This is a genomic window from Streptomyces sp. NPDC057249, assembly GCF_042669245.1.
Lineage (GTDB): Bacteria > Actinomycetota > Actinomycetes > Streptomycetales > Streptomycetaceae > Streptomyces.
The window spans coordinates 42,981-66,234 of sequence record NZ_JBHUXS010000020.1; the positions used below are offsets into that span (position 1 = coordinate 42,981).

General features: G+C 69.0%; 6 protein-coding genes. 2 read left to right on the forward strand and 4 right to left on the reverse strand.

Annotated features, from left to right (window positions below; all coding sequences use genetic code 11):
* Nucleotides 1-121 precede the first annotated feature (121 nt).
* Together ACFUJY_RS29305 and ACFUJY_RS29310 are read right to left on the reverse strand one after the other, a co-directional pair.
* Nucleotides 122-1,939 (reverse strand): 2'-5' RNA ligase family protein, encoded by a 1,818-nt coding sequence (locus tag ACFUJY_RS29305; RefSeq protein WP_383305237.1) that lies wholly within the window; start codon nucleotides 1,937-1,939, stop codon nucleotides 122-124.
* Between the two features lie 290 nt (nucleotides 1,940-2,229).
* Complete coding sequence (locus ACFUJY_RS29310; RefSeq protein ID WP_383305239.1) at nucleotides 2,230-2,841, reverse strand: hypothetical protein; 612 nt, start codon at nucleotides 2,839-2,841, stop codon at nucleotides 2,230-2,232.
* An 82-nt stretch (nucleotides 2,842-2,923) separates the two neighbouring features.
* On the opposite strand from ACFUJY_RS29310, the gene ACFUJY_RS29315 reads away from it, so the two are divergent.
* Both ACFUJY_RS29315 and ACFUJY_RS29320 read left to right on the forward strand, forming a co-directional pair.
* A complete protein-coding gene (locus tag ACFUJY_RS29315; RefSeq protein WP_383305241.1) occupies nucleotides 2,924-3,166 on the forward strand; it encodes a hypothetical protein in 243 nt (80 codons plus the stop codon).
* Nucleotides 3,163-3,411 (forward strand): hypothetical protein, encoded by a 249-nt coding sequence (locus ACFUJY_RS29320; protein WP_383305243.1) that lies wholly within the window; start codon nucleotides 3,163-3,165, stop codon nucleotides 3,409-3,411. Before ACFUJY_RS29315 ends, ACFUJY_RS29320 begins: the two co-directional genes overlap by 4 nt.
* Here the strand turns inward: ACFUJY_RS29320 and ACFUJY_RS29325 are convergent.
* Together ACFUJY_RS29325 and ACFUJY_RS29330 are read right to left on the reverse strand one after the other, a co-directional pair.
* Complete coding sequence (locus ACFUJY_RS29325) at nucleotides 3,401-3,634, reverse strand: hypothetical protein (RefSeq protein WP_383305245.1); 234 nt, start codon at nucleotides 3,632-3,634, stop codon at nucleotides 3,401-3,403. The genes ACFUJY_RS29320 and ACFUJY_RS29325 overlap by 11 nt on opposite strands.
* A gap of 9 nt (nucleotides 3,635-3,643) precedes the next feature.
* The gene (locus ACFUJY_RS29330) at nucleotides 3,644-23,209 is read right to left on the reverse strand and encodes a UvrD-helicase domain-containing protein (protein ID WP_383305247.1); all 19,566 of its coding nucleotides are present in this window, start codon (nucleotides 23,207-23,209) and stop codon (nucleotides 3,644-3,646) included.
* Nucleotides 23,210-23,254: the final 45 nt, after the last annotated feature.

Consider the following 23,254-nt stretch of genomic DNA (forward strand, 5'->3'; position numbering starts at 1 on the left):
TCGCCCGGCCAGCACCGGGACGCCTCAACGCGAGGCGTTATGGAAGGGGAGTGCGGGGGTTACCGTCTCGGGCTCCCGGGCACGAAAGTACGTGCGCTCGGGAGCCCGGTGTTTGTGCAGGTCAGAGGGCGAGAGAGGCCAGCGTGGCCTTTACCTCGTCGGCGTCGAGCCGGACCTCTTCGGTGTCGTCCTCCAGGTCGGCGTCATCGGGCTTGCCGGACCCCGTGGTGCCCGGGGTGTTCCCCGGGGGAACGGCGGTGTCGTCGCCCTCCTCGGCCGGCGGGGCGTCCGGGGTGTTCCCCTGGGGAACACCGGTGTCGTCGGTGTCCGGCTCCGGTTCGTCGTCGTCCCAGCCGTCGGTGACGTCGTAGTCGTCGTCCCACAGGTTCAGGGAGGAACGGCTGGGGGTGCTGTTGTGCTTGTCCATGGGGAGACCCTTCTTTGCGAGCGTGGCGAGGAGCTGGTTGATTTTCGGCTTGAGGTGTTCGAGGTGAGCGGGTCCGGCGTCGGATACCTCGATCAAGGCGGTGGCGTCGTCCAGAGCCACGGCGGTGGGCTGGACGAACCGGGCTTCGGTCTCCTCGGAGCCGCTGACGCCGTGGGTGTCACCGGTGACGGGCAACGCCACGGTGGTCAGCTCGACCTCGGCCGGCTTGCCGAGGTCAATCTCCCGGCCGGCGATGACGTAGGGGACGGAGAAGGTCGTACTACCGGTGTCGTCATTGTGCTGGGTGACGACGACGTGGTCGGGAAACGTCGCCTCGACGCACACCCAGCCGTCGCTCGTTCCCTTCTCGTCGTTCTTGAAGAGGCGCCGGACAGAGTCGGCGAGTCGGGCGTGAAGCTGTTCGTAGGACAGGGGCATGGGGCGCATAGCGGCGGTCTCCGGGGAGGGAAGGGACTTCGCTTCGAGCACGATGCGGGCGGCCGACTTCGTCTCGATGCGGGCGGCAGGGTGGGCGGCTTTCGCTTCCAGCACGAGCTGCGCGGCCGATTTCGTCTCGACCGGCGGCTGTTGTGCGGCCGGTGCCTGGCCGGGGGCGGGGGCTTCTTCGGCCGCCGGGGCCAGGGGGACGAACGAGGTGTCTGCGCCTCGGACAACGGCGATCTGCTCGAACGTGACGGGCGTCGCGGCTACCGGGGCGCCCTCTGGGAGTCCGTAGCCGAGGGTGATGTGCGGGGTGTAGCCGTGCCGGGAGTCCAGCTTGTCGGCGTACGCCGAGGTCCGTAGCGCGTCCACGACTCGTTGGCGTAGTTCCGCGAGACCGGGCACATCCACCGGTACCCACGTCGGTTCGCCGTCTCCCGTGTCGGGGAAGCGGCCGATTCCGCCGATCGTGCCGGCCAGCGGGCTGCTGCCGGTGACGGCCGGTGCGACGATGTCGCGCAGGTCGTCCGGATGGCCGCCGAGGTTTGCGGCGTCCCCCAGGTAGGCGAGCGTAATGTGCAGGTGCTCGGCCGGGGTGCCGTCGGGGCGCGCGATCTTCGCTGCGACGTCGGGCTGGAGCTTCAGCGCGACCATCACGCCAGAACCCACGCTCGATTCGGCCGCCTTCAACTCGACAGCCGACCACGTCGCCTTATGCTCCAGCCCTTCCTGGCCCCCGTCGGCGAACGCCTTCACCTCCAGGCTTCGCGTGAGGGTGTTGGCGCCGTGCAGAACTGGGGAGACCTCGAACAGATCCAGATCGTGGATGATCCGCACCCCGTCGTGGCGCTTGGAAGCCCCGCCGGGCGGGACCTTGAATCCGATGGAGAACGCCGCCTCGCCGTTCTCATGCCATTGCTTGACCTGCGCGTACGCGTCGCGGCCCCAGGAGGTACCCAGGTTGAACTGGACGGTCGCCACCAGTGCGCCCGCCGCACGCGGCCAGACACTGCCGTCGGGGATGGTGGCAAACCGCGGGTCGCCCGGCAGCCACTCCTCCACCTCCAGCACACTCCCGACCGGGTCCTTCCACGAGTGATGCCAGACGCTCTTGACCCTGCGGTTGGCAAGAGTCCGGGTGAACGCCCCGGGCAGAATGAGGTCTTGAACCTCATCCACTACGCCGGTGACGGCATAGATGGCGCGGACAATGCCCCTGCTCGGGCGCGAGCGGCTGGGCGGCGGGGTACGGGGCACGGCGGGTTCCTCCTGGCGGACGTCTCGGGCGGTGCGCACCGTGCCTCCGCGAAGGGGTTAGCGTCCTGCTCTGGCCGTGTAGCGGGCCGCCCCGCACCGCCGGCTCACTGCCACGGCGCCTTGCCCTTCTTCTTCTTGGCCGAGCCGTCGCCCTCGTTCTCGTCCTCGTCTGCGGTGTCGGGGCCTTCTCCGTCGTCAAGGTCTTCGTCGGCCTCCGTAGCCGGGTCGGCCTCGGCCTCGGCGTCCCCGGCGGGGTCGACTACCTCGTCAGCGGTGCCGAATTCGAGCGGCTCCACATCGTCCGGGGAGCCGGCTCCCGGGTCGGAAACGGCGGCGCCCTGGCCGCCTGCGCCCTCGGCCGGCGGCTGCCCATGGGTGCCTCCGGTCTCCTGCATCCCTGCGTCGTCCACGTCGATGGCCCAGGTGTCGGGGTCGGAGTACCGCCAGACCTGCCCGGTCTCGTCCCGCACCCAGCCGGTAAGGGTGCCGTCCTCGGCCTTGTCGAGCCACGCCTGCTCACCGTTCGGCCCGGACAGCGCGGCGTACGCCTGCGCGGGGTCCGTCTCATCACCTTCGTCGTAGACATCGCCGGCCCAGGGGCGCGCGTCATCTTCCTGGGGCGGCTGCATCTCCTCGGGCGGCGGGTCGGCCGGGTCGCCTCCGGCCGGGTCGGCGGCGGGCTGGGGCAGATTCTTCACGGCGTATGCGTAGTCCACGGCGGCAGAGTCCGGGCCAGAGCCGCTTACGTCTCGGGCCGTTCCCCTGCCGCCGGTTCCCGCCGCTCGCTACTCTCGAAGCATGACTCAGCTGACGGTGTCCGTAGACGACCAACTGGCGGGCCAAGTCGCAGACTCCGCCCGGCGGTACGGGCTGCCGGTCGACAAGTACGTGGAGCACGTGCTGCGCGCAGCCGAAGCACCGGGCGCACCCGACAGGGAAGCCCGGGCCACTGAGCTGGCACGGGGAGCCCTCCGAGAGTGGGATGCCGCAGGTCGCTCCGAGCACGGCGCGATGAGCATGTCCGAGGTCTTCGGCGAGTGACCGCGATCCCGGCCCGTTTCGCGTCCGCAGTCGGCCAGACCATCCGCGACCTGCCCGCAACTGCTCGGGACGAGCTCAAGACGGCAATCGTCCGGGCCTGCGAAGACCCGTGGTCCTGGCCTCAGGCCGACAAGTACGAGATGGACGAGTCGGTACGCGTCATCACGACGCGCACCGCCATCGTTCACTACGTGATCCTGCCCGGCCCCGACCCTCACCTCTGGGTATTCGCCATCACTGTCTGACCTCCACCACCCTCGTGCGGTCGCGCAGCAGCGCGAGCACCGCGGCGGTGTCCGTGGCCGCCAGGTCGCGCCGGGGCCCGAGCGGGCCGAGCAGCACCGGGCGCCCAATCTGCTGCTCGACCAACGCACGTACGCGGCGCGAGCCGGTCACCGGCCGGTCTTCCTGACCGGTGACTTCCACGGAGTAGGCGGCTCCGTCTTCCAGCGTGCCTATGACCCTCATGCCGTCCTCCTATCGGGTGGCGAGCAGTCCGAGGAGGAACGCTCGCAGGTCGTCGTCCTCGTACCAGTCGCCGTCGAACATGGCCGCAATACCGAGCGGCACAAGGTCCCGGTTGGTGTCCTGGTCTGTGCCGTTGCGGAACAACCTTGCGAGGAGCATGTCCAACGGTGTGCGGCGCCGCGCTCCTACTCTGCCGGTGCGGGTGCGGGTGAAGTGGAATGCCTGCTGAGCGGCCAGCACGTCCGGGTAGTGCTGCTGAAGGTGTGCGAGCAGGGCGTGCGCAGCTGTGCGGCGGCCAGCGTCTCCGAGATCGGCGACGGTCGCGATCCGGCTTGCCGGGTCATAGCCCCCGGCTTCACCAGTGCGAGCTCCGATGAACCGGGCCTCGGTCGGCGACAGCCAGTCGCGAGGCACGAACTGTGCAATGTCCGCGAGCGCCCGTACGGCGGCCGGGTCGCTGTCCGGGGTGGTCACCAACGTGGCGGTGGTGCCCGGCCCCATCTCGCGGATCTCGGCCAGGGTGTCCCGCACCGCTTTGGGCAACGCCGCGGCGTATGCCTGCTGAAGGCGCACGGCTTCCTGCCGTGCGGACTGCGCCTCGGCCCGTGCAGCTGCCGCTTCCAGGTCCGCGCCGGGTGCGCCGCCGGTGGCCGCCGCTTCGAGGTCCCGCAGGCGACGCTCGGCTGCCTGGGCATGCTGTTCGGCATGACGGACTGTCTCGTGCGGGTCGTCGCCGAGTTCCGGGGCAGTGCCGCGCAGGCGGTTCATGACGTCGGTGTCCACGTCCTGCCCGGCCGCCCGGACGGCTGCGAGGTGGCGCAGCGCCTGGGCGCCGGGGCCGCCGTCTGCTGCCCGGTTGGGGGTCCAGCGCACACCGTCCTGCACCTGGGGGAGCTGGCCGGCGGCAAGGGATGCACGGCTGGCCGGCCGGTACCAACGGGCTCGCCGGGAGACCTGTCCGAAGCGGCCCGGCGCGGGAAGGAGACGCGCCCAGTGGGCGATCCGGTCACCGAGTGCCAGGACATCGGGCTGCTGCGCCGAGACGCCCGGGGCAGCCAGGCGGCGAAGCCGGCGTGTCTCCGGCCACGACCGGATGCGCCGCATCAGCCCCCGGCGGAACCGGGAGATGCGCTCGCGCAGACGCCGCAGGCTCTCACGGCCGGCCCGCCACGCTCTGGCGAGGGCCTTAAGAAATGCTCCAATCACGGCGATGAGCTTCCGGGCGATAGCGGCCAGGCCGGCCACGAGCTGCGGCAGAACACGGGCGCGCTGTCCTTCGGGCAGCCGCGAGGCGATCCGCTGCGCGGCCGCGTTACGGCTGCTGTCGAGGCGGGCGGCGATCTGCCGCACGATCTCGGCACGACGTTCCGGGGTGAGGAGTTCGCCGCTGTCCGCCGCAGCTTGAAGGGCATCGCTCACCGCGTCGTCGGCGTGCTGGGCGACGTCGTCGTTGATGCTGGTCTCCCCGTCGGTGTCATCAGCGCTGTCCGGCCGGCTGTGCAGGGCCTGCGGAATGAGGCGCAGCAGGTCGGCCGCGCGGCTCGCGGTGTCCTCCTCCGACTCGCCGTCCAGCGGCTCCAGGTCGTCCAGGGTGCGCACCGCGGCGCGCACTGCTTCGGTGCGTGCCCGGGCTGCATCCTGCCGGAGCGCGCGCACCAGGTCGTCGCGTTCCTTGCCCTGGAACCCGGCGTCGGTGACGGCGGCCAGAGCCCCGTTGCGGGCCCGCCGCATCGCTGTACGCATTGCCTCGGGTGTGAGCCGTTCGGCGATCTGCTGCCGAAGTTGGTGGATGCTGCCGGGCGTGGTCGTGCCTTCGAGGGCGCTATCCACGACCGCACGTACGACTGCGTCCGTGTAGTCGTCGCGGACCCTGTCCGCGTGGGGAGCCGGGTTCGGATCGCGCTGGTCGGCGTTGTCAGCAGCATCCGGAGTCTCCGGATCGGGGACCTGGTACAGCGGCTCGGAGGAAGCCAGGGTCCTCTCGAAGCGAAGCCCGTCCCCGTCCTCGACCGTGAGAACCCGCAGTCCGCCAGGGGCCGCCTGCACGTTCACCACGCGGTACGCGGTCATCGTGTCCGGGTCGAACTCGTCCGGGAGGGTGATCGTGTCGCCCTCGCCGACGGAGCCCACGGTGCCGGGCTCGGGCTGGTCGACGTCGTCGGGCTCGTTGCCCGCGGCGGCGTCCAAGCGGTCCGCGGCGCGTCTGGCTGCCCGGCCATCGGGGGTCTCCGAGTCGGCGCCCTCTCGCAGTTCCTCGGCGAGCGCGGCCGCCTGCGCGGGGGTGACCGGCAGGTCGTTTACGACGCGAGCCGTCGCCTGCTGGGCCTCGGGATCGCTTGCCGGGGCCTGCCCGCGCTCCCTGATCGCGTCGCGCTCCTCGGGAGAGAGCTGCGGGTCCACAGTCGGGCCGGAGACAGGGGCGACGGCCGGCTCCGGCTCGTGGGTGGTGATCTCGGCGTCGTCGGTGGGGGCATCCTCCGGCCCAAGCTCCGGCGGGGCGCCGTCTGCGCCTTCGGCCCGCTGAACGTCGGTGTCGTTCGGGGTCGAGAGCGTGGTGGTCTCGCCGGTGGTGGTGTCCTCCAGGTCAAGCTGTGTCTGGTCGCCCTGCTCCTCCCGGTGAGTGACCCGGGCGGTGCGCGGCCCCTTGGGTGTCTGTCGCACGAGGACGTCGCCCTCCTGCACCTTGCTGGCAGGTGTCGGGGTAACGCGGGCCACCTTGTTTCGGGTGTCGTCTTCCTCCGTGTCCCCGATGACGCGCAGGTCCCCGATGGGCATGTCCTTCATCCCGCCCGGGGTGGCGACGGTGGCGGTGTCTCCGTCTATGGACTCAACGGTGCCGAGCCGGCTGCCGTCCTGGTCGCCGACGACGTTTCCTTCGCGAACCTTCCGGCCGTCTGCGGTCCACCCGGAGGGCCGGGCCGCGCCGCCGTCGGTGACGTTGAGGGAGGTGGGTGAGTGGGCGTCGTCGGTGCGGTCGTTGCCGAACTGAACGCGAACGCTGTCCGCGCTCGCACCCGTGACCACGCCCTCCTTGCCGTCGTTGTCGGTGACGAGAGCACCAGGGAAGAGACCGTTGCCCTGCGCGTCGGTGGGCACCCTGTCCGGGATGCGCCCGGCCAGCACATCGGCGTCAGCGCCTGTCTGCGGTGCCCCTTGGAACTGATCGGTGTCCTCGCGGGTAGCGCGCGCCACCGCGGCGTTGGGCAGGACGTACACGGGGGCACCTGTACGGGCACTCGGGCTGTCGGCGATCAGGACGCGGTACATGTCCGTGGCGCGGCCCTTCCGCGTCACGGGAATGAGAACCGGTCCGCCCACGATGTGCCCCGCACGCGTACGGGCGGTTCCTTGCCTCGTGACCCCGTCGACCCGGACCAGGTCGCCGAGTTGAAGGTCGCTGACCTGAGTCCACTCGGCGGGGCGGCCCCCGACCGGCTCCGGCGCGACCGCGGCCTCCGGCGCCGCAGGCCGGTCCTCGGCCGGCTCCACGGAAGGGACCGGTCGGGAGGTGCCCGCTGCGCCTTCGGACGCGTCGTTGTCGGGCGCTGCGGGACGGGGGTTTTCACCGGTCTGTCGGCCGTAGTGGTGCTGGTCGAAGTCCAGGTCCACGTCCTCGGCCCGAGCAAGGCGCAGACCTGTTCCGCCGTCGGCCGGGATGATGAAGGTGTGGGGCTCCAGCCTGCCGCGCGCGGCCTGGAAGGGGTCCTCCGTGACGTTGACGCGGTATCCCTTGTGCTTGACGCCGGCCTCCTTGAAGGTGACCTTCTTCGGGTCACCGACGACATACCCGAGTCGGCGGTTGGTGTATCCGGGGTAGAAGCCCGTCATGCGTCCGTGAAGCTGGACGACGTCGCCGGCGTGGATGTCGGCGACGGGCACCGTCTCCGCGTTCTCCAGTCCTCCGTTCTGCGTCAGCCCATCGACGTACTGGCGGGCGGCCCGGTCCTTGCTGACCACATGGTGCTTGGCTCGGGGATCTTCCGGACGCAGCACGTCCAGGTACTCGCTGATCTCGTCCGCGAACCACCCCGGCCCAAGGATGCCTGCTTCGTTGCGGCCAGGCTTCTGGTGCTTGTAGTGCGAGCTGTCGAGCCACAGCAGTTCGTCATGCAGGTGGGCCAGGTCCGCAGCCACGTCCCCGGCAGGCGTCACCCCGCGCCCCAGCTCGGACACCAAGGCGCGAAGTGCGTGGTACCGCTCCAGGTCGGCAGGATTGCCAGCCAGCGTCTCCAGCCCTCGAAACGGCGTGTCCTTCGAAGGGAAGGCCAGACCCACGGCATTCCCCAGGCTTCGCGCCAGGTCGGGGCGTACGGCCTTCAAGTCCGGCTCGCCGTGTTCCCGGTCGCGCAGCACGAGGTTCGCGATGGCGGCCTCTCGGCTGGTGAAGCTGGTGCCGAGGGTGGAGAACGGAGGCTCGCTGTTCCACGACTCGCCCACAATGTCCGGGTAAGGGCTGGCGAGGTGCGGCGCAGAGAGGCTGCCGATCAGGCGGCCGTTCCGCCAGACCTGCTCACCATCGTCGGAGCGCACGCCGGGGGTCGGCACCACCCCCTCGCCAGCCAGTTCGCGCATCCGCTCGGGCGAACCGAACAGGACCCGCTCGCCTTCCTCATTGACTACTCGGTTGGGTCCGGTCTCGTACTTCTGCATCTCCTCCTCTGTGGGCACGCGGCGCCCGTCGACAGTGCCGCTGCGGTCGCCTCTCGACGTGTTCGTGTCCGCCTCGCCCTCATGGCTGGCGGCGGGCCCGCTGGAAGTGATACCGCCGGTGCCGTCTTGACGGTCTCCGTCGTTCTCACCCTCCGAACCCTCGGTCCGGCTGGTGTCGCCGGCTGCCTTGTTGTGGGCCAGGACAAGCCCGGCCGCCGCGAGCTCCGGCTCGTGCCATATGGAGCGTTGCCCGTCGGGGGTTACCGCCGTGTACGCGCTCAGGTTGTCGGTGTTGTCGAACCGGCCGACTTCTACGCCATCGACCTTGACGAGCCACGTCCCCCTGATCATGGACGTGCTTTCGTCTGCCGGAACGATCTCGGCGCGGCCCGCGAGCTCCTGCACCCGGTCGGGGCCGCCGAGCTCGTACATCTCCTCATCAGTCAGTAGCTCCGCTGCGGTGTACGTGTCCGCACGTGCCCGCTGCTGAGCCTTCTTGCGTACGGCCGGTTCAGGCTTCTCCACGAGCACAACCCATGAGTCGGGCTGCACCCTGTCGTGTCCGTTGTCGGGGTCCAAGTTCACGGATCGGACGACACCCTCGCGTCCTCCACGGTGAAGGTGGATGACGTACTGCGGTGAGGCCAGCCCGACGAAGATTTTGCCTGCGCCCTGAGCTTCCGGGCTGTGGAAGATGTCTCCTTGCCGCAGTTCTGAGCCCTTCACCCAGCGCATGCCCTTGGGCAGCTCTGCTTCACCAGCCACGATGTCACCCGTGCGGGTGGCCGGGTCGGCAGCCGGCACCATCGGAGCACCAACAGCCGCTCGCCGCCGGTTCTCCGCGCTCCACCCGGAGAAGCCGTGGGAGTCATCCATCGACGCCCAGCCGCCGAAGGCGCTCATGTAGGCGTGCCCGTCGTTTACGGCGGAAGCGAGGGGGCGCAGCACTTCGGGGTACACGGCGTTCAAGCCGTAGGACACCTCGCCGGGGTTGTCGCCGCCGACCAGGTCAAGGATGAAGTCTTCCGCCTGCTGCTCAGTGAGTCCGTGTTCGGCCGCACCGGCCCGAGCCCTTGCGATGAAGGCGCGAACCTCCTCATGGGCCTCGTTGACCGCCTTCCGGGTCAACTCGTTGAGCTCGTCATCGGCCTTCTCCCGACCCTTCCGGGTCGCGATGTGCTCCCTCAGAATGGGCCGGATCTCCCCGACGAGCTCGTTGCCCCTTTTCAGCGAGGAAGCACGTAGTTCACTGGCGAGACCGGCAAGGAACCCGCGCGCCTCCTGCGGGACCTCTCCAAGGTTTCGGCGCTCGTTCTCTTCGAACTGGCCCATGGGGTCGACGTCAGCCAGCGTGGAAATCCACTGGCGCACGTCCCATGGATCGACGCGGTCCGTCCAGTGAGGGTTCTGGGCCGCGGCCCGGTCGAGAAATACGTTGCGCACCCCATTGGGCTGCGGAGTTGCCCACAGGCCAGCCCAGTCGCGGACTTCGTCGGCGCGGCGCGTCTGCAAGTGGGGAAAGGCAAGGTTCGGAACGTTACCTGGGCTGCCAGACGGTGCGTCGGCGCCTTGGAGTGCGTCGGCTCCGTCTCTTGACCGTCGGCGAGTGGACCGCCGTTCGTCGCGGTCGCTTCGTTCGTCGTCGGTGTCGGATGATGTCCTGCCGGGGTGCTCCTCGTCATCGTTGCGGGGCTTGACCGGGGCAGTCAGACGTTCAACCTTCTCATCGGGAAGGATCGTGAGGGCGTTGTCCGGCGACGGCTCATCGTCCGGCTGATCTCCCACGTGCAGGCGCCACGCCTTGATGCGCTGGTCGTCTCGGGTAGCTGTGACCTGCTTGGGGGGTGCAAGCAGGTACCCGTCACGGATGACGGCGTTGCCGTCGGTGTCCTGCGTTTCGACACGGACGTAGTCGCCTTCTTCCGCCTGGACGGGGTCGAGAACCTGGGTGTCGTCCGTATCGGTGGTGTTCGGCTGGCCGGCTGCGGAGCCCTGGGTCGCCTGCCGATTCTGTTCCCCGGCGGCCTCCTCGATCTTGGGCCGCTGTTCGTCCTCCGACCGTCGCCGGTCGACGGTTGCCCGGTGACGTGCGAGGTGGGCATCGACCAGTTCGAGGAAGCGGCGCAGGGGCTGCTCCATCTCCTGGCGCTCGTCGTCCTCCAGAGAGCTCAGGAGCGCGGCCGCATGGTGGCGTGCAGCGGTCAGCCGCTGTTCGGCCTGGTCGTGGTCGTTGTCCTCTTGAGCAGCGAGCGCGTCCAGAACGGCTCGTTCGAGCAAGTCAACGCTTCCCGGGGTGTCGTCCGTAGCCCACGTACGGCGTGCCGCGCGGCGGACCTGGAACTCGGCCGCGTCAAGCGGCACCATCGCCGCCCGCCATTCCTCGTCGTTCTCGAACGACTCAGCCGTCGCGGGCTCGTCTGCCGACGGTGCGGCGGGGGCGTCGACCTCCGGGTCTTCGGCGCGAGGTACGTACGGTTTGTCATACGCGTCGGCTTCCCCTGGGGCCGGAATGGTCGCTGCGCGGCGGGCGGAGTCGTACTGCTGAAACTCCATCTTTCTGGCAGCGCCGAGCAGCACCTTCTTGTTACGGCGACCCTGCGGCGTGGACTCGTCCATGCGGGCTGCGGCCTCGCGCGCGGCCGCGGCAAGAGCCCCAGCCTGAGCCGAGTAGGGGGAGTAGATACGGTGGCCGGCGTTCCAAGGCAGGGTGTCGATGGGCTCGCCGTCGGCGTAGTTCCCGGACAGGGTGAGTTTGCCCAGCTCCCGGACCTGAGCCGGGGTGAGGGTCATGTTGGTGACGGCCCGGTCCGGCGTGACCAACTTGCGCTTGGCCTTCTCCGGCTTGCCGTTCTCGGCCGTCCCGCCGGTGTACTTCTGGCGGAGGAAGTCGAGGCCGTCACGAACGATGGACGCGGCGCGAACGGGGGCGGCACCTGCCTGGTCGGGCAGTTCCTCGTGCCACTGCATGTCTGCGGGGGCGCCGCCGTCCGCGTCCTGGCCCCACCAGTACCGGCGGCCGTTGTCGCCGATGCGGGCTCGGACCCATCCGATGGTGTTGCCGTCGCCGTCCACGATGGTCCCATGGCCGGCCTCGACGTCGAGGTCTCGCAGCCGGTTGCCGGTGGACAGCTCCAGGCCCTCGCGGGTCGATGCCTTGGCGATGTCCTCCGCGTTCTGGCGGGCCTTCGTGTCCTTGCCGCCGCGGTCCCCTCCGAACGGGGTGCCGTCGGGACGGGTCACGTCCTTGAGCGGCCACACACGCGTGCTGTTCTCCCCGCGTACGAGCACTGACCCGTCGTGCACGACCATGACCTCGCCGGGGCCGTCCGGCGTCATCACCTGGTCGTCCTTGGCGGGCAGATTCTGTTCCGGGCCAGCAGTGGGGGTGCTCGTCTCGGCCGGCGCCGGGGTGCCCGGGTTCTCCTCGGGCTTCGGAGTGCTGGTGTCGTCGTTGTTGAGGTTCGCGAGGTCGTTTCGAACCCGCTGCGGGCTGAGGGTGGTGGTGCCCTCGGGCCCGTAACGCCTCTCGGCGATGGCCTGGTCCAGTTCCCCGTCGGTTGCCGCGGGCAGCAGCGGCCGGGCCTGGCCGTTGCGGCGGCGCACCTGCGCGGGGCTGACGTCCTGGCGCTTACCGCCGACGCCCGGCTCTTCGCTGGTGCTGACCACGGTGAGCAGCGGCGGGTCGATCTCCGAGACCGTGCCGATGTTCGGCGTGCCGTCCTCGTCATCGAAGTCGACCTGGTCGCCGATCTGGAAGTCGTCCAGCTTGAAGTCCCGTCGGTACTCACCCTTCGGCGGCTGGGTGGGGTCGTCGTCGTTGACGGCCCGAAACACCCAGCCGAGCGAGCCCGGGTCAAGGACTTCGGTGGCCCGGGTCACCGCGACGTACGCCACACGCAGCGCCTCGTCGTCGGGGATCGTGTCCCAGTCGATGTTCCCGTCGTTGTTCTCCGCAGGCCCCTTGAAGTCATCGGCGATGCGTACGCGTTCGGACTCCAGCCCCTTCGCCTTGTGGGCAGTGGTCACAAGCACGTCGTGCGGCTCGTGCTCGGGCACCAGGCGGCCACTGCCGTCATCGGCGTCGTCCTGCGGGTACAACTCCTCAAGATGCGCGTCGATCCGCTGCTGTGCCTCTTCCAGCGACAGCTTGTTGTCGATCTTGTAAACGCCGGATCGGGTCTTGGACTTCCAGGGGACCTCTCGCTTGCCGGGTTCGTAGTAGTAGCGGCGCGTCGCCGGGTCGTACAGGAGCTTGCCGACGCCGTTGTTCTTGCCGTCGCCGAGCCACCGCTTCAGGTCGCCTGCGTGGGGGTCGTTCCAGTCGAGGTGAACCCATACGCGGTCACCAACGAGTTCGGTGGCCGCCGGCCGGGAGCCGGAGGAGAGCAGGGCATCGATGTCGTCGCCGTGCTTCTCCAGCAGGTTGAACAAGCTCGCCAGCTGTTGAAGGTCGGGGTCGGCCTTAACCTCCTCCACGATGTCGTCGAAGGCCATACCGTTGAAGCGGGCCAACTCGGCGTGATCGGTGTCCTCGCCCTCGGCCAGGGCATGGGCCGCCTGCACGAACTCCTGAAGGGCCTTCACGCCCCCGGACACGGCGACGGTGCGGCCCGCGGTGAGGGCCTGCACCGCAGCGAGAGCCACGCCGGCATTGGTCCGGGCGATGACCATGGACTCCTCGCCCGGGGCCAGCTGCCCGATGCGAGAGTTCTTGCGGTCGAAGCCCTTCAGACGCATCCGGGTACCGAGCAGCCGCAGGAACCGGTTGCCGACGTCGGCCACGGCCGGGCCGAAGCGGAAGGACTGGGTAAGCGTGGCGCGCGCATCCACGGGGAGCTTGGCCAGGGCGTCGGAGGCGCCGCGGAACCCGTAGATGGCCTGGTTGGAGTCACCAACCGCCACGACCTGCACGCCCTGGTCGAGGGCGGCGCGGACGACGCCCTCCATGACCGGGTTCACGTCCTGGGCCTCGTCCCAGAACAGGGTGTCAGCGTCGATCTTGTAGCCGCCGAGCGCCCACTGCTTGACGATGTAGTCGAAGTCCATCGGCAGGTCACGGTCGGGATCACCGGCCTCGGGGTCGCTGAGGTTCGCCCACATACGGTCCGCGAGCGGCTTGACCGCATTGAAGAGCTCCCGGGGATCTCCCTCGACCTTCGCCCTGATGTGCTGCGGGCCCATCTCTGCGTCGGCGGACTTCGCCCACTCACGGAGCATGCGCTCAGCCACGGACGCGGCCCCGCCGGGCGTAAGGTCCCGGTTCCCGGCCTTGACCGTGTCGTACCAGCGCATACGGTCGGCGATCTGCTGGGCGCTGAGCTTCTTGAAGCCTCCGGCCTTGCTGCTGGGCAGCCGGGCGTTGAGGCGTCGGTCAGCGACCCGCGCGGCGTAGGCGTTTGCCGTGGAGGCGAGCATGTTCTTCGCGTACTCGCCGCGCGCCTGTGCTTCGCGGGCCTCGGCAGCGACGCTCCGGTTGAACGCCAGGTACACGATCTTCTTGCCCGGCATGCGGTGCGAGAGCATCTTCAGGGTGGACGACTTGCCCGTGCCGGCGAGCGCCATCACCGCCATGTTCAGGCCGCGGCGGGCCGCGCCCTGGATGATGATGTTCTGCTCGTCGGTGGGCGGGTAGTCCTCCCGTGCGGACGCGTCGGCGCTAATCCGCTCCCATTCCTCATCCGCGTAGCCGCCTGCCTTCGCCTCAGGCAGATCCTCCACACGCGTGACAAGACCCTGCACTTCGGCATCGTTCAGGCCGTAGCCCGCGAGCCGGTCCCTTACCACATCCTCACGGGAACGCTCGACCAGCTTGCCGTTGTCGTACTTGGGTTCCGGCTTCCAGCGGCGCCGCTCCTCGTCCTCCAGCTCCCACAGGTGCTGCTCCAGGCGCCTCCGCATGGCCAGGTCCAGAGGGTCGGTGGACTCGGCGAGAGGCGCGAGATCGCTCTGAACGTCATCGATGGCGTCAGCCAACTGGCCCGCGGTCATATCGGCCGGGACAGGCTGCTGCGCCGGCTGCGGGCGGGGTGCCGTTGCGGGGCGCTCCTGCTCACCAGCGGGGCGCGGCGTGCGGGGAGTGCCCGGCTTCCGGGGCGTGCGGCTGGCCGGAAGCTCCTGCTCTTCGGGCCGGCCCTCTTCGCTGCTGGAAGCGTTCGGCACAGGGCCAGGCGTCTTTGCCGGCTGAGCCGCCGGCGTTTCGGCGCTGGTGTCGTTGTTCTCGCTGTCCTTCTCGACGTCTAGACTCTGCGGGCCTTCGCTGGGCGTTTCGGTGGAGAGCTGGGCGCGGCGCTGACGCAGCGCTTCGGCCACCGCTCCTACGTGCTTCCCGAAGCTGCCTTCGCGTTCCTCGGGCGTCATCTCCTGGTCGTGGAGCGACTGAGCCAGATGCAGCGCCGTTTCGCTCGCAGGGCCGAACACCCCACCGGCGGCTTCCCCCCACTGCTGATCGAGGAAGTTGAACAGTTCGTCGGCGAGCTGGCGGACTCGGTCGCGGGCATCCTCATCCTCGGGGAACTGACCCTGGTAGGCCCGCTTGAGCCCATCAACCGCCGTGGTGTTGTCCAACTTGCTGTCGGTGAACAGGTCATTGATCTCAACGGACCCGGCACCCGTCTGCGCCGCGGGCTCCGGTGCGGCGTCGTCTTGGGCCGGAGCCGTCTCTTCGGGGGCGCCAACGTTCTCGGGCTTCAGCCCGGCGAGTTCGGAGCGCACCTGCCCAGCGTCCAGCTTGACGATCCCCCCGGCGGCCTCCGAAGACGGCTCCGTGTCGGAAACGGAGTCGTCGGACGGCTCCTTGCTGCCGGCAGGCGGGGCGACCTTGCCCGGCTCCTCCCGGTCGTCGCTCACCTTCTCGGGATCGGCTTCTGTCTCACCGCGTGCCTTGCGGGCCTGCCGCCGCTTCTCTTCCCGCTTGCGCTCCTTCGCGGCCTTCCGCGCCTCGGCGTCAGGCCACGTGATGCGCGTGCGACCCTTCTCGTCAGTGCTGATGGACGGCGCGGCGGGGGTCCGGGGAAGAAGGTCTGTGTCCTGCTCCGCCGTCGGGTCGTCCACGTTCGCCGCCTTCTCGCCGGCGGCGAGTCGTGCTTCCCGGAGCTGGTGCTCCAGGGCCTCCATCCGGTTGCGCTTCTCCTGGGCTGCGTCCGGACTGGACACCGCCTGCCCCTGTTCCTTGATGATTGCGGCGATCAGCTTGGAGCGGCGTTCGGCAGCCTCCAACTGGTCCGCATCCTCGAAGGGGCGGTCCATCCGCTCGCGGGCGGTGGCCGCGGCACGTTCCTCCTGGCGAAGTCGGCTCTCAAGCCGCACGATCGCCTTGTCGATGTCGGCGAGACGGTCCTCGATCCGCGTCAGGGGAAGGGTGGAGTCCTTCTTCAGGTCCTTCTCGTCGTAGGTGTAGGTGGTCTGCGGCACGTCAGCGATGTGGATGTCCACCAAGGGCACGCGGCCGGACAGGTTGTACCCCGCCCGGTATTGGGCGACGACGTCGATGTTGCCGACCTTGCCGATGATGACCTCAGGATGGCCGCCGCGCCGGTAGGGGTCCTCGGCGCCCCGCCGGAGGACGGCGAGAGCTGCGGTGCGAAGGGCCTTGGCGGCCTTGTCCCGCTTGGTGAAGTCCGTGTTACCGATCGTGGCATTGAAGGCGTCGCCGCGGGTGTTCTTCCTTCGCGCCAGGACACCACGGAGCTGGGCCGTGAGCTCGTCCGTGTACTTCTTGGTGCGCTCGGCGGAGCGGATCGTGGACTTGTAGCCCTCGATCGTGCGCATGTAGCCCTTGTGCTTGCGGCGCAGGGAGCCGAGGGCCACCTTCACGTTGGCCTGCTCCAGCAGGTACGGGTTGCCCGTGGAGATGGCCGTGACCTGCTCGGCGTTGAAGACCCCATCGGGGATGTCCTCGACGGTCCGCTCGGTCAGGTTGCCCTTCATGATCTGACGGATGAACTTCGCCTTGCGGGCCACCGTCTGCCACGAGAACCCGTCGAACGAGCCTTCGGTGACGTACTGGAAGATCGCCACCTCGGGGTTGGCGTTGCCCTGGCGGATGATGCGGCCGTTGCGCTGTTCGAGGTCGGCCGGGCGCCAAGGACAGTCCAGGTGGTGCAGGGCGGTCGCACGGAGCTGAACGTTGGTTCCGACGCCCATCTTCGTGGTGGAGCCCACAAGCACGGAAATCTTGCCGTTGCGGGCATCGGCGAAGAGCCGAGACTTCTCCGCGTCGTTCTTCGCTTCGTGGATGAAACGAATCTTCTCGGCCGGGACGCCACGCTCGACCAGGAGCGCCTTCAGCTCCTGGTAGGCCGGGAACTTCGACTGGCCCATCTCCTCCAGGCTGGCCGGGCCCTCGGCCTTCCCCTTCTTCTTCTTGGACTTTCCCGGATCGGTCGGGGTGCCCATGTCCAGGAAGACAATCTGAAGGCCACCCGGCGTCTCGTGGGGTGTCGGGTTGTTCTTCGAGGACGGATAGACCGCGTCCTTGGTGTCGGCGTGTATCCGGGCGATGTTGTCGGCCGCCGCTGGGAGCTTGGCCCCCTGCTCGTCAATGCCGACCATGCGGGGGTCGAGGGAGACCTTCCGCCCGTCGGAGTTGATCTTGAGCATGTTGTCGTCTTTGGGGTCGACCTGACCGTCCTTGACCTTCTTGGCCCGGTAGGCGATCTCCTCCATGTAGTCCACGAGCCCGTCGGTGGGCTCGACGGAGATGGTGACCGCCTTGCCGCCGGCCACGTCCGGCGTGTCCAGGTACTCGGCGAGGTCATCGGAGTTCTTGACGTCGGCGACCGTGCGCCAGATCCGCAGCAATTCCGGCATGTTCCGGAAGGCGGCGAAGCGGCTGACTTCCCTGAATCCGGACCCGTCGGCGGCCAGCTCGGTACCGGAGACGACCTTGCCGTAGGTGGACGCGAAGTCATCGAAGTTGCGGATCTTGGCCTTGTCCAGCAGGTCAGGGCGCAGGTAGCGCAGCATGGTGTGCGCTTCGGTGATGCTGTTGGAGATCGGGGTGGCCGTCGCGAAGGTGACCACACGCCCGGACTTGGTCGTGTTGCGCAGGTACTCCAGCTTCATGTCGAGGTCGGAGGCCCTGTTGGAGCCCTCGATCGCTGCGCCGGGAAGCGTGGAGTTCGTAGAGAGGTTCTTGTAGTGGTGGGCCTCGTCCACGACGACGTAGTCGATGCCCGTGTCCTCGAAGTAGAGGCCGGCCATGTCCTTCTGGGCGGTGAGCTTGGCCTGGATCTTCGCTTCGAGCTTCTTGAGCCGGTTACGGATGTCCTTGACCATCCGGGAGTCGGCCCGCTTACCCGGGTTGCCCTCGGCCTCCTCCTGCTTCTGCCGCTTCAAGGACTCCTGGAGCTGCTTCTTCTCCCGCTCGATGTATGCGAGCTGCACCTCGGGGCGCATGGGGATGGACTCGAACGCGTTCTGGGTGAGGATCACCGCGTCGTAGTCGCCGGTGGCGACCCGGGCGATGAACTCGCGGCGCTTGCGGCCCTGAAGGTCGTCGCTCGACGCGGCGAGGATGCGCCCGTTCGTCGCTGACTCCGGGTACAGCTCGGCGAACTCGTCGCGGAACTGGTTCAGCATGTGGTTCGGGACGACGATCGCGGCCTTGTTGACCATGCCGAGGCGCCGGAGCTCCATGACGCCCATGGCCATCTCGGCGGTCTTGCCGGCGCCGACCTCGTGAGCAAGGAGGACAGCGGGTTCGTTGACCATGCGCGCGACGGCGGCGTGCTGGTGGGCGTGCGGCTTGAACCACTCGGCGAGGCCCGGCATGGTCCGGCGCTGGCCGTCGTACGACCTGAGAGCCAGGTTGTTGTGCAGGTCGTTGTACCGCTTCTTGATCTGCTCGGTGCGTTCCTCGGTGGCCCACAGCCAGTCCTGGAACTCCTCGCGCATCTCCTCGGCCTTGGTCTGGGCCGCGGCGGTGGCGTCCTCGTCCACGTACGTCTTGTCGTCGTCGCCCCGGTAGGTGACGCGAATCCGGCCGTTGGTGAGGATCGCTTCGGCGAGCTTGACCGCGTTGAACCCCTTGGTGCCCCAGATCGACCGGGCGGCCTGGCTCTTGATGACGTGCTCGGGAGCGTCGACCTTCCACATCGAGCCGCCCTGATAGCTGACGGTCACAGCGTCGGTTTCGAGCTTTTCCCGCAGGAACGCCTGGACGGGGTCGCGGCCGAGCCAGGACGCGCCCATGGGGGCGTCGATCTCGCCGGGGGAGATTTCCTCCGGCAGCACGTCTTCCAGGTGCTTGACGTTGATCTCGAAACGGGAGTCCTGCCCGGCGAGGGTCTGCGCCTGCTCCAGCTTCTCCCGCACGTTCCCGGACAGGTACTCGGCTGCCGGGATGAGGTCACCACGGTCGTGGGGTTCGAAGACCAGCGGGTACTCGTCGCCGGTCTCCGGGTCCTTGGACCGGGCGGCAAGGAGACGTTCCCGCGCAGATTCGGGGCTGACGCCCATGACGTCGGCGAGAGCGTCGATGTTGAGCGTGCCGCGCTGCTCCAGGACGATCGCCATCGCGTCCTCGGGGCTGCTGGCGCGCTCGGCGATGGTCCGGTGGCGGGACTGCCGCTTGGTGAAGATTGCGGCCGGCGTGCTGGTCTTCGTGTTCTCGTCGTACGAGTCCAGGGAGAGGATCACGGCCATGGTCGGGTCCTTGGACAGGAGCCCGCCCATGGGCGGCCGCTTGCGGTACGCCTTTTCGACCTGCTGCCCGGTCTCCGGGTCGGTGGTCTTCCGCTTCGCCCAGTCGAACCGGTTCACGGCCCCGAACTTGGCGTTGTACTTGTCGTAGCGGGCCTTCAGGTCGGCGCGCAGCGTCTCGATCAGGTTCTCGTCGGCGTCCGGCCGGGATTCCTCCCGGACCAGGGCTCTCATCGAGTCGCGGAGTCCGAGGAGCTGCTTGGCCTCCTCTATCTGGGTCTTCGGCACGTCGTAGGGGTGGATCATGCCGTCGCGGACCTGGGTCAGGGTGCCGTCCGAGTGGAGTTCTACGTGCCCGTCGGGCCGCTGCGAGTCCGCGGAGAGCAGCTCGACCTTGCGGCGGTCGCCGGTGTCGGGCTTGTAGGTGAGCCGGGCGTCCTTCGCACGGTCCACAACCCGCTTTAGGGTGTGGCCCAGTTCCTCGTTCAGGTCGCCGGCGACGTGCACGCGCAGTTCGCCCGGCCCGTACATGCCGTCGCCGACGTGCATGTCACCGAGGACGTTGCGGGGGCGTTCCAGGAAGTAGGGGTTGACGTGGACCTTGGGCGCTTCCTTGTCGTCCGGGTCCTGGCCCGGCAGATCGTTCACCCGGACCGAGTGCACCCAGGTGGGCGGGTCGTCCTGCTTGCGCTGCTCGGGCGGCTTGATCTCGCCGTTGCGGGTGCGGCCGGAGGTGAAGTCCTTGTCCTTCTCCCGGCGCCGGAAGATGAGGAGGTCGGTGACGACGTCCGTGCCTGCGGTGCGGCGGTGGGCGCCGGACGGGAGCCGGATCGCGCCGACCAGGTCGGCCTTCCGGGCCATTTCCATGCGGGCGTCCTCGGCCCGCGGGGTGGCACCGTCCATGGTGTAGCGGGAGGTGACGACGGCGACCAGGCCGCCCGGGCGGGTGAGGTCCAGCGACTTCAGGATGAAGTGGTTGTGGATGTTGTGACCGCCCTTGTTGTGGCGCATGTCCACAACCTGGTAGTCACCGAAGGGAACGTTGCCGACGGCCAGGTCGAACGTGCCGTTCGCGGCGCGGGTCTTCTCGAAGCCCTCGTTGCGGATGTCCGCGTGGGGGTAGAGGGCCTTGGCGATTCCGGCGGTGATCGGATCGAGCTCGACGCCGGTCATGTGGGCGTGCTCGGGCGCGTACCCGATGAAGTTGCCGGAGCCGCTGCCCGGTTCCAGGACGTTCCCGCCGTCGAAGCCGAGTTCGCGTACGGCCTTCCACACCTGCTGGGCGATGGCCGGGTCGGTGTAGTGGGCGTTGAGGGTGTTGTCCTGCGCGGCCTCGTACTCGCTGTCGCTCAGGAGTTCTCGAAGCCGGCGCTGAAGCGGTGCGAACTCGGGCTTCGGGGAGTCCACGAAGACCTGCGGGGTGGCGCCCCAGCCGGACCAGCGGGCCAGGGTCTCCTGCTCGGAGGCCGTGGCCGGCCGGTTCTCGTCCTGGAGGCGGCGCAGCACCTCGATGGCGGCGATGTTCGCCTTGACGCGGGCCAGGACGCCGCTGGGGACGACGGTGTGGCCGTCCTCCGGCGGCTGGTACTGCGGAGCGGTCTGCTCCTGCTCGGCAGAGCCGAAGGTTACCCGGCTGCGATCTTCGGCAGCGTCACCATCGGCATCTCCTTGTTCTCCGTGCCCGGCTCCTTCGGCAGGCTGTACAGCATCTCGTGCAGGGCCTTCTCCCGTGCCCTCATCGTCGCCATGTTGATCAGCTGCATCGCTTCTCGGAAGTCCGCCCCCGGCTCCGGCTGCTCCCTGAAGTCGTCCCGGTAGTCCGCGATCAGTTCCTCGATCTCCGCGCTCTGCTCCGCGAACCACCTCGCCGGCGGCGTCGTCACGGCGATCTCCTTCAGCGCCTCCGGCCGGTACGTCTCCCAGTACGCCTTCACCAGCTCGCTGTACGCGCTCACTCTGCTCCTCCTGCTCGTTGCGCTGGCCAACGGCCGGCTGGGTCACATCTTCGTCCGGAGCACCCGGTGCGGGGTTCGCGGGGGCGGTCTCGGGGTTGTTGCGCTGTTCTTCGGTCGGCTCGTCGTGGCGGCGGCCCAGGCGGGCGGCCGCACTGTCGGAGACGCCGCGCTCTCGGTCGAACTGGCCTGCGAGCTGCCAGATTGCAAGCGGTGACGGCTGCCCGTCCTTGTCGCGGAACGTGCTCAGCGCCGCGCCGATGTTCGGGTCGCCCCAGTCGAGGGTTCGGCCGTCCTTGTCCCGGAGGTTACTGCCGAGGTACAGGGCGAAGCGATCCGCGGTCTCCCGGTCGGGGAACCGACCGTACTCGTGGATGCGGCCGACACCGAGGCCGCTCAGGCGGCGGCCGGCGCCGGAGGTGAGGACCCGGAAGCGCGAGGCGTCATCGGCGCTGGTGTCCTCCACGATGGCGAAGCCGTGGTGGCTGGCGAGCGTGATGCGCAGGTTCGGGTCGTTGGCCATCAGGCGCAGGGCGTTGCCCTGCGCCTTCCGGCTGTCCTTGCGGGCCCCGGCGTGGGCGCCGCCGCGCTTCCAGAACTCGCGGAGCTCCACGTCGTTGCGGGGGCGGTCCTGGGCCTCACCGCCACCTCCGATGTGACCCACGCCAATGTTCGAGGCGGGGGCACCGGTGCGGCCAGCGACATCCTGTGCTGACTGCTGGTCCGGCGAGAGGGTGGGGGTGGCGGGCTTCGTGCGGGAGGTAGCGCCCTCCTTCTTCTTGACGGCCCGCTCGGCGAACGTCTTCTGGGACTCGGCGGCCATGCTGGCCGCGAGGCGCTTACCTTCGGGGGTGTGGAACCCATCGAACGCGTCCGGGGCGTTCCAGTCGATCGGCTTCCCGTCGAGCTGCGCGGTCTCCATGCGGTTGGCGAAGTCGAGCGCTTCGGCCTTGCGCGGGGTGGTGACCATGCGGATGCCGGTGTCGTTATGGGTCACGGCCCAGCCCGACGGCCCGTTACCGGAGGTCTCCGGGAGCTTCCCGATGGTGAAGTGCCCGTTGCGCGACAGCTGCGGCTTGTCGAGCCTGTCCATGTACGAGCGCATCGCTTCGCGGTGGGCGGCGTGCCGTTCCTCGTTCTTCTCGAACTGCGTCAGCTTGCCGTTGGCCCAGTGCGCTCGTACGTCGTCCAGGGTCTTGTAGCGCCGGTTGGGATCGCGGCGGATGCGTTTGGCGGTCGCCTTCTTCGCCGGGGCTGCGGGGGTCGGGTGCCAGGCGCCGAGTCGGGCGGGGGCGTTCTTCCGGGGGTTGCGAAGGGGGGTGTCGCCGTGGGCGGTGAAGCGCGTGTGGGCGAGATCAAGGGCGTCGGACAGGGTGGCGGCGGCCTCGGCAAGGTCTGTCTTGCCCGCACGGTCGGCGAGCTCGGCCAGTTCCTCGGCCTTGGCCGCTGACTCCGGAAGCCCGTCGATCAGGTCCCGGGTGGTGGCATCGTGCTCTTGGTTATCGACCTGGATCAGGTCGCCGACAGCGTCTTCCAGCTGCTCGTACAACCGGCGGGCCTTGCGGTCGTCCCAGCCGTCGGCCTTCCAAGCGTTGCTCAGCCCGTCCAGGTAGTCATCGACCAGTTCGCTGGCGGCATCGTTGGCGTGGTCGGTGTCGCGGAACTTCAGGTGCCCGTTCGGGTTGCCCTTCCTCGGCTTCCCGCCGGGAGCCCGCAGGGCGTCGCCCTGGCCGGCCCGGTGCCGGGCCAGGCGGCTGCCCGGCATCGGCAGGGCGTTGTTGTAGTGGACGGTCTCGGGATTCTGGGTGTCCTCTTCGCCGTCGCGGAAGACTCCGCCACGGGGAAGATACGGTTCGTCGTCCTCCGGTTCGGGCTCCGTCGCACCACGGTCCTCGCCGTCGACGTCCTCCCCGATGTCATCGCCCTGGTCATCCTGGTCGTGCGGGTCATCGGGGGTGTCGCCCTGGTCGCCGGGGTCGTCGTCGTCCCGGCCGGTACCGCGCCGCACATCCGTGGTCCGGCGCTCGTCCTCGTCGCGGACCTTCCTCTTGCTCTTGGTCGGGGCAGTGCCGTCAGGCCGGGTGACCATGGTCAACCGGGACGCGTGCACGGTGGACTGCTTGCGTGTGGACAGGTCCTCGACCAGCACGTCCCGGCCGCCAAGAGCTCGTACCACGCGGGCCAGGCCACCGCCCCAGAGGCGGGCGATACCGCCCGTCTCAATGAAGCGGCCCTTGCTGTCGCGGGGGTGCAGATCAGGGTTCCACGGACGGCGCAGCCTCTTGCTGTCCAGGCTGTCGGCGATACGGTCTGCGGCGTTCGTGATCTGCATGCGGCGGACCATGCACACCGGAGACGGTTAACGTCGCGCCCTCAA